Source organism: Tenacibaculum sp. L6, assembly GCF_028823685.1.
GTDB lineage: Bacteria > Bacteroidota > Bacteroidia > Flavobacteriales > Flavobacteriaceae > Polaribacter.
On record NZ_JAPEHZ010000001.1, the window covers coordinates 92,699 to 108,643 of the forward strand.

Annotated in this window: 16 protein-coding genes and 1 pseudogene; 15 read left to right on the forward strand and 2 right to left on the reverse strand. The window is 33.3% G+C overall.

Going from position 1 to position 15,945, the window contains the following annotated elements; translation table 11 throughout:
* The first annotated feature begins 104 nt into the window (after positions 1-104).
* On the forward strand, positions 105-365 hold the full coding sequence (locus OU788_RS00475) for a hypothetical protein (RefSeq protein WP_274633328.1): 261 nt from the start codon (positions 105-107) through the stop codon (positions 363-365).
* Between the two features lie 56 nt (positions 366-421).
* Here OU788_RS00475 and OU788_RS00480 read toward each other — a convergent pair whose 3' ends face one another.
* On the reverse strand, positions 422-925 hold the full coding sequence (locus OU788_RS00480; RefSeq protein ID WP_274633329.1) for a hypothetical protein: 504 nt from the start codon (positions 923-925) through the stop codon (positions 422-424).
* Positions 926-1,071: 146 nt separating this feature from the next.
* Here OU788_RS00480 and gpmI point away from each other — a divergent pair, with 146 nt between their 5' ends.
* The 4 genes and pseudogenes from gpmI (at position 1,072) to OU788_RS00500 (ending at position 4,774) form a co-directional block, all read left to right on the forward strand.
* A complete protein-coding gene (gpmI, locus tag OU788_RS00485; RefSeq protein WP_274633330.1) occupies positions 1,072-2,589 on the forward strand; it encodes a 2,3-bisphosphoglycerate-independent phosphoglycerate mutase in 1,518 nt (505 codons plus the stop codon).
* Between the two features lie 10 nt (positions 2,590-2,599).
* Positions 2,600-3,130, forward strand: a complete 531-nt coding sequence (locus tag OU788_RS00490) for a thioredoxin family protein (RefSeq protein WP_274633331.1) — start codon at positions 2,600-2,602, stop codon at positions 3,128-3,130.
* A gap of 29 nt (positions 3,131-3,159) precedes the next feature.
* Positions 3,160-3,978 (forward strand): type I methionyl aminopeptidase, encoded by an 819-nt coding sequence (gene map / locus OU788_RS00495; protein WP_274633332.1) that lies wholly within the window; start codon positions 3,160-3,162, stop codon positions 3,976-3,978.
* Between the two features lie 3 nt (positions 3,979-3,981).
* Positions 3,982-4,774, forward strand: a pseudogene (locus OU788_RS00500) (class I SAM-dependent methyltransferase).
* On the opposite strand, the gene OU788_RS00505 reads toward OU788_RS00500, so the two are convergent.
* Positions 4,771-5,742 carry an FAD:protein FMN transferase gene (locus OU788_RS00505; RefSeq protein WP_274633333.1) on the reverse strand — a complete coding sequence of 324 codons (972 nt, stop codon included), beginning with the start codon at positions 5,740-5,742 and terminating at the stop codon, positions 4,771-4,773. The pseudogene OU788_RS00500 and the gene OU788_RS00505 sit on opposite strands and share 4 nt — an antisense overlap.
* Positions 5,743-5,875: 133 nt before the next feature.
* Between OU788_RS00505 and OU788_RS00510 the strand changes: the two genes are divergently transcribed.
* The 10 genes from OU788_RS00510 (at position 5,876) to asnS (ending at position 15,873) form a co-directional block, all read left to right on the forward strand.
* Positions 5,876-6,724 (forward strand): OmpA/MotB family protein, encoded by an 849-nt coding sequence (locus OU788_RS00510; protein WP_274633334.1) that lies wholly within the window; start codon positions 5,876-5,878, stop codon positions 6,722-6,724.
* A 189-nt stretch (positions 6,725-6,913) separates the two neighbouring features.
* On the forward strand, positions 6,914-7,369 hold the full coding sequence (rplM, locus tag OU788_RS00515) for a 50S ribosomal protein L13 (protein WP_274633335.1): 456 nt from the start codon (positions 6,914-6,916) through the stop codon (positions 7,367-7,369).
* A 2-nt stretch (positions 7,370-7,371) separates the two neighbouring features.
* Positions 7,372-7,758, forward strand: a complete 387-nt coding sequence (gene rpsI, locus OU788_RS00520; RefSeq protein ID WP_274633336.1) for a 30S ribosomal protein S9 — start codon at positions 7,372-7,374, stop codon at positions 7,756-7,758.
* 125 nt (positions 7,759-7,883) lie between these two features.
* Positions 7,884-8,627 (forward strand): 30S ribosomal protein S2, encoded by a 744-nt coding sequence (gene rpsB, locus OU788_RS00525; protein ID WP_274633337.1) that lies wholly within the window; start codon positions 7,884-7,886, stop codon positions 8,625-8,627.
* 89 nt (positions 8,628-8,716) lie between these two features.
* Complete coding sequence (gene tsf / locus OU788_RS00530; RefSeq protein ID WP_274633338.1) at positions 8,717-9,685, forward strand: translation elongation factor Ts; 969 nt, start codon at positions 8,717-8,719, stop codon at positions 9,683-9,685.
* A gap of 121 nt (positions 9,686-9,806) precedes the next feature.
* Positions 9,807-10,412, forward strand: a complete 606-nt coding sequence (locus OU788_RS00535) for an RDD family protein (RefSeq protein WP_274633339.1) — start codon at positions 9,807-9,809, stop codon at positions 10,410-10,412.
* Between the two features lie 80 nt (positions 10,413-10,492).
* A complete protein-coding gene (gene pyrH / locus OU788_RS00540; protein WP_274633340.1) occupies positions 10,493-11,203 on the forward strand; it encodes a UMP kinase in 711 nt (236 codons plus the stop codon).
* 47 nt (positions 11,204-11,250) lie between these two features.
* On the forward strand, positions 11,251-11,805 hold the full coding sequence (gene frr, locus OU788_RS00545) for a ribosome recycling factor (RefSeq protein WP_274633341.1): 555 nt from the start codon (positions 11,251-11,253) through the stop codon (positions 11,803-11,805).
* 96 nt (positions 11,806-11,901) lie between these two features.
* Complete coding sequence (locus tag OU788_RS00550) at positions 11,902-14,268, forward strand: efflux RND transporter permease subunit (RefSeq protein ID WP_274633342.1); 2,367 nt, start codon at positions 11,902-11,904, stop codon at positions 14,266-14,268.
* Positions 14,269-14,439: 171 nt separating this feature from the next.
* On the forward strand, positions 14,440-15,873 hold the full coding sequence (asnS, locus tag OU788_RS00555; protein ID WP_274633343.1) for an asparagine--tRNA ligase: 1,434 nt from the start codon (positions 14,440-14,442) through the stop codon (positions 15,871-15,873).
* The last annotated feature ends 72 nt before the right edge of the window (positions 15,874-15,945 follow it).

Below are 15,945 nucleotides of genomic sequence, written 5' to 3' on the forward strand. Positions count from 1 at the left end.
TTTAGGATTTTTATAGTTTACAAAAAATTGATATCCGTTAAATTCTAAATTTCTTATATTTACTAATGCACAGTAGTTCTAAAAAAAATTAAAAACAATTTGCTATGGGTTTTGGAGGATCAGTATCAGCAATGATAACCAGTTTAAAAAACAACAAAAGAAAAAGAGTAAGTGCTTTTGAAAAGCTTGAACGATTTCAAAAAGAAAATAATGATACGCTACACTTTAAAAAATCTGCTAGTAAAAAGCAACTGGAAGAAATCCGTATAAAAACAAAAAGAGAAAATCAGATTGTATGGATAAAAAACCTCGTTTTTCTAGTTGTCATCTTTTCAATATTGTTTTACCTTATAAACCTACTATAATAAAAAAGTGACACCTGCTAGCAAGTGTCACTTTTACTTTTATTTATCTAACTGTATTATTTACCTTGAACGATATTATAGTTAATTCCAATTCCAATCGAAGTCGGCTCAATACCATCTGTAGCTACACTTTGGTAGTATCCGTAAATATTCCATTCGTCATCATGGTATCCTATTTCTGGTCTGTAATAAAAACCTCCTTCATCTCCTTCGGTTAAGAAACCATAACCAATATCGGTTCCTAAGAAAAAGTTTTCTGTAGGGTAAAACCTAAACAATCCTGCTAACGGAATAACTCCAACATCAGCAAACTGAAGCAATCCTTCTTCTTTACCAAAATAATGTGTATATCCTGTCGATACTCCAATAGCAAAACTTTCAGTATCTAAGAATTGGTATTTTAAATCTGCTCCTAATGCAAAAGACGAAATATCAGACATATCACCTACTGGTAAACCACCATGAATACCCATCTTTAACCAATTTGTTCCTTCTCCTACCTGAGCTTTTACCATTGTAAAACTTGTTATTGCTACTACTAATAAAATTAATTTTTTCATGTTATTGTTTTTAAGTTACACTGCAAAACTAAACAGAGAAGCAACCTCAAATTATCTCTTTTCATACAAATCTTAACTCAATTCATTTTTTATGTTTAATCCATATTCATTACAGGTATTTTAATTCAAAGAAGTAAATTTGCAACATGAACAAGAAAGTAATACTTATGATTTTGGATGGTTGGGGAATTACCCAAGATCCAAAAGTTTCGGCTATATATAATGCGAAAACTCCTTTTATAAATTCTTTATACGATAAATTTCCACATGCACAATTAAGAACTGATGGTGAGCATGTTGGTTTACCTGAAGGTCAAATGGGAAATTCGGAAGTAGGCCACATGAACCTAGGTGCTGGTAGAATTGTGTATCAGAATTTAGCTAAGATTAATAAAGCGGTAAAAGAAGAGACACTTGCCAAAGAATCCGAATTAGTAAATGCTTTTGAATACGCGAAAGCAAACAACAAAAACATTCACTTTTTAGGGTTAGTTTCTAATGGAGGAATTCACTCACATATAGATCATTTAAAAGGGTTGCTAACAGCAGCTAACGATTTTGGTTTAGATAATGTGTATTTACATGCTTTTACTGACGGACGTGATTGCGACCCTAAATCAGGGAAGTATTTCATCAACGACATTCAAAAGCACATGCAAGAAACCACGGGTGAATTGGCAACAATCACTGGTCGTTACTATGCGATGGATCGCGATAATCGTTGGGAACGCGTACAACTTGCTTACGATGCTTTAGTCAACGGAAAAGGCTCACTTTCTTCGGATGCTTTAACTAGTATTCAACAAAGCTATGACGAAGGCGTAACCGATGAATTCATCAAACCAATCATAATGGTTGATGAAAACAATCAACCAAAAACAACCATTAAAGAAGACGACGTTGTTATCTTCTTCAATTTTAGAACCGATAGAGGTCGTCAATTAACCGAAGCCTTAAATCAGAAAGACTTCCCTGAATTCAACATGAAAAAATTACCATTGTATTTTGTTACACTAACAAATTATGATGATACTTTTAAAAACATCCATGTTGTTTACGACGGAAAAAATATTGAAAACACCTTAGGCGAAGTCTTAGAATCAGCAGGAAAGAGTCAAATTAGAATTGCTGAAACAGAAAAATATCCGCATGTAACTTTCTTTTTCTCTGGCGGAAGAGAAGAAGAATTTAAAGGTGAAAAACGCTTGTTATGTCCATCACCAAAAGTAGCAACCTACGATTTACAACCAGAAATGAGCGCCTATGATATTCGTGACGCCATTGTTCCTGAATTACAAAAAGGCGATGTGGATTTTGTGTGCTTAAACTTTGCCAATGGTGACATGGTAGGTCATACGGGGATTTTTGAAGCTGCTGTTAAGGCTTGCGAAGCAGTTGACTCTTGTGTAAAAGATGTAGTAACTACTGCGCTAGATAACGATTACACTACTATTCTAATCGCCGATCACGGAAACTGTGAAACGATGATTAATCCAGATGGAACACCACACACAGCGCACACTACCAATCCTGTCCCTATGATTTTAATTGACAAGGAGTTAAAATCAATAAAAAGTGGTATTTTAGGCGATGTTGCTCCAACTATTTTAAAATTAATGGGTATTGAACAACCTGAAGAAATGACACAACATTCGCTTATTTAAAATATATTTTATGAACAAAATCGTGTATTTGCTTATTACTGCTTTAGTAGTATCATGTGCATCAGCACCTAAAAATCTTGCAACCAAAAACGAAAATGGAAATTTAGTAGGTATAGCCACGAAAAAGGACCTTCAGCAAGAACCTTACGGCAGTGAATGGTTTAACGATTTTTATTCCTATTACGAAACTGATAAAAACACGGTTGAACAACTAAAACCTTATTTGAAAGATATAAAAATCAAAGCTTTTATGGGAACTTGGTGTGGAGATAGCCAAAGAGACGTTCCAAATTTTTATAAAATTTTAGACGAAGCTGATTTCAACTATAAAAACCTTGAGTTAGTTACGGTTAATCGTCAAAAGAAAGCAAACGGATTAGAAGAAGGATTTGATATTACTCATGTCCCAACCTTTATTTTTTATAAAGACGGAAAAGAAATAGGTCGTTTTGTAGAACATGCTTTAGACGACAGCTCTGTTGAAGAAGATTTCTTAAAAATACTATCGGGTCAAGAATACAAGCATCCATATCAAAAATAACCGTAAATTTGCGCCTCAATATTTTTAACATGATTATTCAAAAAACTAGAGAAGAAATAGAATTAATGCGCGAAAGTGCTTTAGTAGTATCAAAAACCTTAGGTATGCTTGCCAAAGAAGTAAAACCTGGAGTTACTACATTATATCTTGATAAACTTGCTGAAGAATTTATTCGTGAGCAAGGTGCTATCCCTGGTTTTTTAGGCTTGTACGATTTTCCAAACACACTTTGTATGAGTCCTAACTCTCAAGTGGTTCACGGAATTCCAAACAACACGCCATTACAAGAAGGTGATATTATTTCTATTGATTGTGGGGCTATAAAAAATGATTTTTATGGAGATCACGCTTACACGTTTGCTGTAGGTGAAGTATCACCTGAAGTACAAAAATTATTAGACGTTACTAAAGAAAGTTTATACGTAGGTATTCGTGAATTTAAAGTAGGAAATCGTGTAGGCGATGTAGGGTTTGCGATTCAAAACTTTACCGAAAAACATGGCTATGGAGTTGTTCGCGAATTAGTAGGACACGGATTAGGTCGTAAAATGCACGAAGATCCTGAGATGCCTAACTACGGAAAAAGAGGTCGTGGTAAAAAGTTTGTTGAAGGTATGGTAGTTGCTATTGAACCAATGACAAACTTAGGTACACAAAAAATTCGCCAACACAGTGACGGATGGACTATTACTACTTTAGATAACAAACCTTCTGCACACTTTGAGCACGATGTTGCCATTATCGACGGAAAACCTGAGTTATTATCAACTTTTAAGTATATTTACGATGCTTTAGGTATTGAAAGTAACGAAGAAGATGAATTCAGACAACAACCTTTAGTTATATAATTTGTGTCTTTATTCAAAACGATACTAAATACCATCCCAAGACCAATTTTAATTAAAGCTAGTTATTTAGCTAGACCTGTAATTACTTGGTGGTTAAAAGGAGATAAATTTACTGATCCTATTGATGGAAAATCGTTTCGTAAATTTTTACCTTATGGATATGGTGTACAACGAGAAAACGCACTTTCTCCCTCAACACTATCGTTAGAAAGACATCGCTTACTGTGGCTTTTTTTACAACAGGAAAGCAACTTTTTTTCTTCAGAGAAAAAACTAAAAGTATTACATATTGCTCCTGAACAGTGTTTTTTAGATCTTTTCAGAAAACAACAAAATCTAGAATATATTACTTCCGATTTAGAATCGCCCATTGCAGATGTAAAAGCAGATATTTGCGACCTACCTTTTGAAGACAACTCTTTTGATGTAGTGTTTTGTAATCATGTACTAGAACACATCCCTGATGACACTAAGGCAATGCAAGAATTGTATCGAGTAATGAAAGTTGGTGGATTTGGTATTTTTCAAATCCCTCAAGATTTAAACAGAGAAGTTACTTTTGAAGACGATTCAATAACCAACCCTAAAGAACGTGCAAAAATCTTCGGTCAGTACGACCATGTTCGTGTGTACGGACGTGATTACTTTGACAAGTTACGCTCTACAGGATTTACAGTTGATGAAATAGACTACACAAAAAAAATCGCTCCAGAAAAACTAGAAAATCGCTCCAGAAAAACTAGAACGATTTGCTTTAATGAAAGGCGAAATTTTGCCTGTATGTTATAAAAACTAGTTTTCATATTCTGCTAGTTCATCTGTATCGCTATGATACAACAACACTACTTTTAATTCTGGATGTTCTTTGAGAAACTCTTTTGTTTTTTCTAGTCCCATTGCTAAAAAAGCAGTTGCATACGCATCTACATCCGCACAATCTCCTTTTAAACGAACCGACACACTTAACAAATTACTTTCCTCTGCTAATCCTGTTCTAGCATTTACCGTGTGTACTATTTTTTTTCCTTCAGCATTTACTTTGTACTTTCTATAATTCCCAGAAGTTGCCATAGATTCGTTATCCAACTCTATTATTTTTTGAACAGAACGTGTACCATCAACATTAGGTTTTTCAATAGCCACTTTCCACAGCTTTCCATGTTTTGTTCCTCTTGCCCTAATCTCACCTCCTATTTCCACCAAGTAATCATGAATATTTTTCGATTCTAAAAACCTTCCAACAACATCTACTCCGTATCCTTTTGCAAAAGCATTTACATTAAACTCTATGTTTTCACTTTCTCTGTAAACCCTTCTATCTTTCAATGAAACTTTATCGAATCCAACATTCTCCATCAAAGCTGCAATTTCTTCCGAAGTTAAATCTTTCTTTTCTTTTCCTGAACCGAATCCGTAAGCATCTATCAATCTACCAATCGTCGGATCAAAATACCCGTCAGTCTCTTTGTATATTTTTTTAGCTTTTTCAAACACTTCAACAAACATATCATCAACCACTATCGTAGTATCTCCTTGATTAATTTTTGAAATATCAGAAGTAGGCATGTAGGTTGAAAGTGACTTATTGACTAAATGAAACAAACTATCAATAGATTTTTGATAATTATCACTGCTCATATAAGTTATATGATACGTGGTTCCAAAAACACCTCCTTCTAATTTAGTCTCCTCTATTTTTTTTTCTTCTTTACAAGATGTAAACAACAATAATGAAACTATTATAAGCGTTACTTTTTTGATCATGGTTAAAATTTTGCCACAAAATTAGTGCTTTCAATCTTCATAAAAGATTGTTAATTCTCTTTTTTGTGTCTTCATTTTTATAAATTTGCTCAACTATTAATTATTAATAATACATCTAAAACATAGAATCAAAATGAAAAAAGTATTCTTATTCCTTAGTGCCGCTCTTTTATTAGCATCGTGTGCTTCTACAAAAGAATTAGAGGCTGTTAAGGCTAAACATGAACAAACGAAAGAAGAATTATTAGCGGTTAAAGCTAACTTAACGAAGTGCTTGGTTGAAAAAGAAAATTGCGAAGAAAAAGCGTTCTCTTTAGAATCTAGAGTAACTGAATTAAAGAAAGACAAAGAAAACACTTTACAACAAGTAGAAAACTTAACTGTATTAACAAAAGGAGCTAATGACAACATAAAAGAAACCTTATCTCAGTTAAGCAAAAAAGACAAGTACATCAACAAAATTAGAGAGGCTGCTTCTAAAAAAGACTCTTTAAATTTAGTAGTTGCATTCCACTTAAAAAGAGAATTACAAGATGGTATTGATGACGAAGATATTGAAGTAAACGTTGAAAAAACTGTAGTGTTTATTTCTATTTCTGATAAATTATTATTCAAAAGTGGTAGCTATACAATTAACGACAAAGCTTCTAAAGTGTTAGAAAAAGTTGCAACTGTTGTAAATGGTCAACCTCAAATGGATGTAATGGTAGAAGGACATACTGATAACACTCCTGTTGCTGCTGGTTCTGCATTAAAAGACAACTGGGGATTAAGTGTTTTACGTTCTACTGCTATTGTTCGTGAATTACAAGGAAAGTACAATGTAGCTCCTGAAAGATTAATTGCTGCAGGTAGAAGTAGCTATGTTCCTTTAGTAGAAAATAACACTCCTGAAAACAAAGCTAAAAACAGACGTACAAAGATTATTATCTTACCAAGATTGAATCAATTCTTTGATTTGTTAGATCAAAAAGTAGAATAGTCTTTAAAAACATATTTATTAAAAACGTGCTTAAAGCACGTTTTTTTTATGCTTTAAAATACAGGATATTAAAAAAGAAGAAAATTAAACTAACACGCTATTTGTCAATCAAATAATTAATTGTACATTTGCAGACCTTTTTAAAGGACAAAAAATTATTAATTATAAACAAAAACTAATCGTGTAATTATGAACACATTAAGTTACAAAACAGTATCGGCTAACAAGAACACTGTAAACAAAGAGTGGGTTGTTGTTGATGCGGACGGGCAATCTTTAGGTCGTCTAGCTTCTAAAGTTGCAAAACTTATTAGAGGTAAGTACAAGCCAAATTATACTCCTCACGTAGATTGTGGAGACAACGTTGTAATCATCAACGCTGAAAAGATCAACTTAACTGGAAACAAGTGGGCTGATAAAACTTATATCCGTCACACAGGCTACCCAGGAGGACAAAGATCATTAACTGCTACAGAAATGTTTCAAAAAGATCCTACAAGACTTATTGAAAAAGCAGTAAAAGGTATGTTACCTAAAAACCGTTTAGGTAGCGCGTTATTCAAAAATTTATATGTTTACGCAGGTACAGAGCACGGTCAAGAAGCTCAAAAACCTAAAGCTATTAACCTTAACGATCTTAAATAATTATGGAAACTGTACACAAAATAGGTAGAAGAAAAACAGCTGTTGCTCGTGTTTATGTTTCTCAAGGAAGTGGAAACATCACTATCAACAAAAGAGAGTTTAAAAACTATTTCACTACACCAACTTTACAATACAAGGTTCAACAACCTTTAATGTTAACTGAAAACCTTGACGCTTACGATATTAAAGTAAACGTTTACGGTGGTGGTGTAACTGGTCAAGCTGAAGCTATTCGTTTAGCAATTACTAGAGCATTAGTAGCTATTAACGAAGAAGACAAAGCAGTATTAAAACCAGAAGGATTATTAACTCGTGATCCAAGAATGGTTGAGCGTAAGAAATTCGGTCAGAAGAAAGCACGTAAGAAATTCCAGTTCTCTAAACGTTAATCGTTTATTGGAACTGTTATTTATAAATCAATTTTTAACAGTTTAGTATCTAAATACTTCAGACTCCCGACACTTCGGGACTACTTAAAGTATTGCGAAAACAGAACGTAAACACATTTATTAAAATGGCAAACATTCAAGAATTATTAGAAAGTGGTGTTCACTTTGGACACTTAACTAGAAAATGGAACCCAAACATGGCTCCATACATCTATACAGAGCGTAATGGTGTACACATTATCGATTTGTATAAAACTTCAGCTAAAATTGACGAAGCTTCTGCTGCGTTACAAAAAATAGCTAACTCAGGACGTAAAATCTTATTCGTTGCAACTAAGAAGCAAGCTAAAGATATCGTTGCTGAAAAAGCGAAAGCTGTAAACATGCCTTACATCACTGAAAGATGGCCAGGTGGTATGTTAACTAACTTCGTTACTATTCGTAAAGCCGTAAAGAAAATGGCTTCTATTGATAGAATGAAGACTGATGGTTCTTTCGACGCTTTATCAAAAAGAGAAAAATTACAAATCAACCGTCAACGTGAAAAATTAGAAAAGAACTTAGGTTCAATTTCTGATATGACTCGTTTACCAGGAGCTTTATTTGTAATTGACGTAAAGAAAGAACACATTGCTATTGCTGAAGCACAAAAATTAAACATTCCAATCTTTGCAATGGTTGATACAAACTCTGATCCAAGACCGATTGATTTTGTAATCCCTGCAAACGATGATGCTTCAAAATCTATCGATAAAGTATTATCGTATGTAACTGATGCAATCGCAGAAGGCTTAACTGAAAGAAAAGCTGACAAAGAAAAAGCTAAAGCTGATAAAACAGCTGACGCTCCAGCATCTGAAGAAGCATAATAATTTTAATTTAAAGGTTTCATTACATTGAAGCCTTTAAATTTTTATACCTTACAACAATTAATTACAATTAAAAAATAACGATAGAAATGTCAGTAAAAATTAGCGCTGCAGACGTAAAAAAATTAAGAGAAACTACCGGAGCTGGTATGATGGATTGTAAAAAAGCATTAGTAGAAGCAGAAGGTGACTTTGATAAAGCTATTGAAATTTTACGTAAAAAAGGACAAAAGATCGCTGCTAAAAGAGCAGATCGTGAGTCTACTGAAGGTGTAGCTATTACAAAAATTAGCGATGACAATACTTATGGAGTTGCTATCGTATTAGCATGTGAAACAGATTTCGTAGCTAAAAATGATTCTTTTAAAGAATTAGCTCAAGAATTTGTAGACATCGCTTTTAACTACAATACAAAAGAGGAGTTTTTAGCTGCTGATTTTGGAGGAATGACTGTTGCTGAGAAATTAATCGAGCAAACAGGAGTTATCGGTGAAAAAATCGATATCACTGCTTTCGAAAAAATCGAAGCACCATACGTAGGAGCTTACACTCACGTTGGTAAAATTGCTGCTATGGTAGGTTTAACTGCTGCTGTAGACAACGCTGCTGAATTAACTAAAGACTTAGCTATGCAAGCTGCTTCAATGGGAGCTGTTTCATTATCTTACAAAGATTTTGATCCTGCTTATGTAGCTTCTGAAACTGAAGCTAGAATCGCTGCAATTATTAAAGATAACGAAGAGTTAGCTCGTTTAGGTAAAACCTTAAAGAACGTACCTCAATTCGTATCTAGATTACAGTTAACTGATGAAGCTATGGCTGAAGCTGAAAAAGAAGCTAAAGAGCAATTAAAAGCTGAAGGTAAACCAGAGCAAATTTGGGACAAAATCTTACCAGGTAAAATGGAAAGATTTATCTCTGATAACACAACTTTAGATCAAGAACAATGTTTATTAGATCAAAAGTTCATCAAAGATGAAAAGAAAACTGTTGCAGAATATGTTTCTTCTTACGGTGACGTTGAAGTTAAAAACTTCGTAAGAGTTACTTTAGGATAATTCTCAACAATCATATTATAGAAAACCATCCATTTTTGGATGGTTTTTTTGTGCAACTAATTTAGATTCATTTTCAATTCAATTTTAAATACATTAGCGCTTCATCTAATAAAAAACAGCTATGACAAGAGAAGAACATTTAAAATTTTGTAAAATTTGCAACAATCAAAAATTTGATAGTCAAAAAGGAATTATTTGTGGACTAACAAACTCTATTGCAGATTTTGAAGATACTTGTGAATCATTCGATGAAAACACACAACTAAAAGAAAAACTTTTAGCAAAAAAAAGTAAAAATGAACTAGACAGTCAAATTGCGAGTCAAGGTACGCGCTTTGCTAATTATCTTCTTGATAGAATATTTATATTAATGATCAGCTTTTTCTTAGGCTTTGTGTTTACTCTTCTCCTTGCTATTATTTCTCCTGACTCTGTAGGATATTTTGATCAAATGGGAAAATTAGAAGAATATATATGGGCTTTTATTATAGGAATGTTCTACTATTCTTTTTTTGAAGCTTTAACGGGCAGATCGATTGCTAAGTTTATAACAAGAACAAAAGTTGTAGATGAAAACGGTAACAAACCTACATTTGACGCTATTTTATTAAGATCATTATGTAGATATATTCCTTTTAATGCTTTCTCATTTTTAGGTTCTGATGCCGTTGGTTGGCGTGATTCTTTATCAAAAACACGTGTTATCAAAATTAAACAAAGAGAGTAACACAATACTTACCCACCTAAATTTTCCGCATAAAACTCTCAAAAAAAATATGTAGCTTTGCACAACTTTCAACAAAACAAATGCAATACAAAAGAATCCTTTTAAAATTAAGTGGTGAAGCACTTATGGGAGAGCGCCAATACGGTATAGACCCAAAAAGACTTAAAGAATACGCACAAGAAATTAAAGAAGTAGTAGATAAAGGTGTAGAAGTAGCTATTGTTATTGGTGGTGGTAATATTTTTAGAGGTGTTGCTGGTGCTAGTAATGGTATGGATCGCGTACAAGGAGATCATATGGGTATGTTAGCAACTTGTATTAACGGTTTAGCCTTACAAAGTGCTTTAGAAGACGAAGGTATTCACACCCGTTTACAAACCGCTATCGAAATTAAAGAAATTGCAGAGCCTTACATTAAGCGTCGTGCAAACAGACATTTAGAAAAAGGACGTGTTGTTATTTTTGGTGGAGGAACAGGAAACCCGTACTTTACTACAGATACAGCTGCAGTTTTAAGAGCGATTGAAATTAATGCTGACGCTATTTTAAAAGGAACCAGAGTAGATGGTATTTACAATGCTGATCCTGAAAAAAATAAAGATGCTGTTAAGTATGAAAACATTACCTTTAAAGACGTTATTGACAAAGGCTTAAAAGTAATGGACATGACAGCTTTTACTTTAAGCGAAGAGAACAAATTACCTATTATTGTTTTCGATATGAACACGAAAGGAAACTTATTAAAGTTAATTTCTGGTGAAAATATTGGAACAATAGTTGACAACGAATAAACTGAAAAATTACCCTCATACTGCTTGAGGTTTTAAATACGAACAAAATGACTGAAGAAATTGATTTTATTTTAGATTCGACCAAAGAGGCAATGAACGGTGCTATTGAGCACTTAGTAAAAGAATTGCGTAGTATTAGAGCTGGTAAAGCATCTCCTACCATGTTAGCAAACATACAGGTAGATTATTACGGGTCTGCAACTCCGTTAGGACAAGTTGCCAACGTTAACACACCAGACGCTAGAACAATTTCTATTCAACCTTGGGAAAAAAACATGTTACAAGAAATAGAAAAAGCAATTATGCTTGCTAATCTTGGTTTTAACCCAATGAACAATGGAGAAAATATTATCATTAACGTTCCACCGTTAACAGAAGAGCGTCGTAAAGATTTAGCGAAACAAGCTAAAGCCGAAGCTGAACATGCTAAAGTAGGAGTTCGTAATGCTCGTAAAGAGGCGAATAACGATATCAAAAAATTAGACGTTTCTGATGATATGAAAAAGAACGCTGAAGCTGACATCCAAAAGTTAACTGATAATTACGTAAAAGAAATTGACGAGATATTTGTAGTTAAAGAAAAGGAAATTATGACCGTTTAATTTCTTTTTGAAAATGATAGAAAAAAGGGCGTTTTAAAACGCTCTTTTTTCGTTTAATTAGTTCATTTAGCATAAATTTGCTAAAATTTTTTTTGGATGACTTTTTGGACTAAAATCGCAGGATTCATATTGCGAAATCGTTACTTAGTTTTACTTACTATTGCTCTTATAACTGGGTTCTTAGTCACCCAAACGAAATACATGCGCTTCTCTTATACAGAAGCCAATTTACTTCCTACCGATCACGAAGCAAATATTGAATATAATAAGTTTTTAGAAATTTTTGGTGAAGAAGGAAATCTAGTAATCTTAGGAGTAAAAGATTCTACAATTTTTACTCCTGAAAAATTCAATGCTTGGAATAAACTTGTAAAGGATTTAGACAGTTTACCTCAAGTGGATTTCACAGTTTCTGTAGCTGATGTTCAACAATTAAAAGCAGATAGAAAACAACGTAAATTTGTTATTGAACCTTTATTTGATAAAGCTCCAACAACCAACGAAGAAGTTACTGAAATTAAAAACCAGCTTTTTGAGAAGCTTCCGTTTTACAATAATTTATTATACAACGACAAAGGTGTTTTACAAACTGCTATATACCTAAATAAAGATATCGTTAACACACCTGTTCGTAAAGATTTTGTGATGGATCTTTTAATTCCAACAGTTGAATCTTTCGAAAAGAAACATAGTGTAGATGTTCGCATTTCTGGTATGCCGTATATCAGAACTTTAAACTCGCAGAATATTACAGATGAAATGGGAATTTTTGTAGTAGGTGCTTTACTTATTACAGCCATTATTTTCTTCTTTTTCTTCCGTTCGTTTAGAGCAACGTTCATCACTTTACTAGTTGTTGGTATTGGAGTTACTTGGGCGTTTGGTTTTATCGGTCTTTTAGGATATGAAATCACTGTATTGTCTGCCTTAATTCCACCGTTAATTATTGTTATTGGAGTTCCTAATGCAGTATTCCTCATCAATAAATACCAACAAGAAGTAAAAAAACACGGTAACCAAGCAAAGTCATTACAACGTGTTATTTCAAAAGTTGGAAATGCTACTTTGATGACTAACATTACTACCGCATCTGGTTTTGCGACCTTTATTTTTGTGAAGAGTCAATTAATGCGTGAATTCGGAATTTTAGCTTCAATAAACATCATCAGTATTTTTATTTTGGCTTTATTAATCATTCCGATTATATACAGTTTCATGCCGCTTCCAGAGCAAAAACATTTAAACCATTTAGAGAAAAAATGGATGGAAAATGTGGTAAACTGGATGGAAAACATGGTAAGAAAGCAACGAATTGCTATTTACATTACCACAGTTTCGGTGATTATTTTAAGTATGATCGGAATCTACATGATACGTATTTCAGGTAGTTTGATTGAAGACATGCCCAAAGGAAAACAGTTTTATAAAGACATTAAGTTTTTCGAATCTGAGTTTGGAGGAATCATGCCGCTAGAAATTTTGATTGACACTAAGAGAGAAAAAGGTGTGATGAAACTTTCTACCTTGAAAAAGATGGAAGAGCTAAATGAAGCTATTGAAACTTTCCCTGAACTTTCTAAGCCAATATCGGTAACCAACTTGGTAAAATATTCGAAACAGGCTTACTATAACGGTAATCCAAAGTACTATCAATTGCCAACAGGTCAGGAAAAGAGTTACATTTTTGCCTACACAAAAAATTCAGATAGCAACTCTGGAATGCTTAAAAATTTCGTAGATAGTACCGGGCGCTATGCTCGTATCACTACCTTTATGAAAGACATCGGTACTGAAAAAATGGATATTATTCAAGAGCGTTTACAAGCTGTTATAAAAAAGCAATTCCCTGATGAAAACTTCAATGTTTCACTAACTGGTAAAGCCTTAGTTTTCTTAAAAGGAACAAACTATTTAATTAAAAACTTAGTTATTTCATTATCATTAGCGATCATATTAATCTCAATTTTTATGGCATGGATGTTCCGCTCGCCTCAAATGATATTAATTTCATTAATACCTAACATGCTTCCCCTATTAATTACAGGTGGATTGATGGGCTTCTTAGACATTCCTATAAAACCATCAACAATTTTAGTATTTAGTATTGCTTTTGGTATTTCTGTAGATGATACAATTCACTTCTTAGCTAAATATCGACAGGAGTTATTAAGTAACAATTGGAAGATTAAACCCGCAGTATATTCTGCCTTACGAGAAACAGGTGTGAGTATGTTTTATACTTCTATTGTACTTTTCTTCGGGTTCTTGGTATTTACAGTTTCTAGTTTTGGAGGAACAATAGCATTAGGTGGATTAGTATCGGTGACATTATTATTAGCAATGGTTTCAAACTTATTATTGTTACCTTCTCTTCTTCTTTCTTTTGAAAAGAAAATAGCGAACAAAAAAGTTTTAAAAGAAACTAAGTTTAAAATTCTGCCTCCGAAAGACGAAGATAAGTAAACATCTAGCATATTCTTACCCTGTCTTCATTGCTCAATTAATAGCAAAAAAGTATCTTTGCTTGATTTTATTGAAGACTTAAACGTCGATGACGTAGGTAATTATAAAACACACAGTGAGATGATTAAATTTCACTGTTGATACATCAACAAATTATCATATTTAAAACAGATGAAAAGAAGTAGCATTAAAGAATTATTACAATCTGACAAGATTTTACAAGAAGTACACGTAAAAGGATGGGTAAGAACTTTTAGAAGCAATCGTTTTATTGCTCTAAATGATGGTTCTACTATTAATAATATTCAGTGTGTTGTAGATTTTGAAAATGCTGACGAAACTTTATTAAAAAGAATAAATACAGGAGCTGCAGTAAGTATTCATGGTACATTAGCTGAAAGTCAAGGAAAAGGACAATCTGTAGAAATTCAGGTAACTAATTTAGAAATTTTAGGAGATTCTAATCCTGATGAGTATCCTATTCAACCTAAACAACATAGTTTTGAGTTCTTACGTGAAAATGCACATTTACGTGTAAGAACCAATACATTCAGTGCTGTAATGCGCTTACGTTCTGCATTATCGTTTGCTGTTCATCAGTACTTTCAAAAAGAAGGTTTTTATTACGTAAACACACCAATTATTACTGGTTCAGATGCTGAAGGTGCTGGTGAAATGTTTAAGGTTACCAATTTTGAAGCAAATAAAGCTCCTTTAAACGAAGAAGGAAAAGTTGATTACACAAAAGACTTCTTCGGAAAAGAAACTAACTTAACGGTTTCTGGACAATTAGAAGCTGAAACCTATGCTATGGCATTAGGTAAAGTATATACATTTGGCCCTACTTTTAGAGCTGAAAACTCAAACACTACACGTCACTTAGCTGAATTCTGGATGATTGAACCAGAGGTTGCTTTTAACGATTTAGATGCAAACATGGATTTGTCTGAAGACTTTATCAAGTATGTATTACAATACGTTTTAGATAACTGTCAAGATGATTTAGCCTTTTTAGATAGTCGTTTAGCACAAGAGGAGAAAAAGAAACCTCAAGCAGAGCGTAGTGAAATGGGCTTACTAGAAAAATTACGATTTGTAGTTGACAACAACTTTAAACGTGTTAGCTATACAGAAGCTATTGAAATTTTACGTAATTCTAAGCCAAATAAAAAGAAGAAATTCCAATTCCCTGTAAACGAATGGGGTGTGGATTTACAATCTGAACACGAGCGTTATTTAGTAGAAAAACACTTTAAATGTCCGGTAATCTTATTTGATTATCCAGCAAACATTAAAGCGTTCTACATGCGTTTGAATGAAGATGGAAAAACTGTTCGCGCAATGGATGTATTATTCCCTGGAATTGGTGAAATGGTAGGAGGATCGCAAAGAGAGGAGCGTTTAGAAGTTTTACAAGAAAAAATGGCTGCCTTAAATATTCCAGAAGAAGAATTATGGTGGTATTTAGATACTCGTAAATTCGGAACTGCTGTGCATTCAGGTTTTGGTTTAGGTTTTGAGCGCTTGGTATTATTTACTACAGGTATGAGTAACATTCGTGATGTTATACCTTTCCCAAGAACACCGCAAAACGCTGAGTTTTAAAAAAATCATAAAACTTATAAATAACAATCGTCATTCCTCAGCGGATGGCGATTTTTTTTGTCCTATTTCATA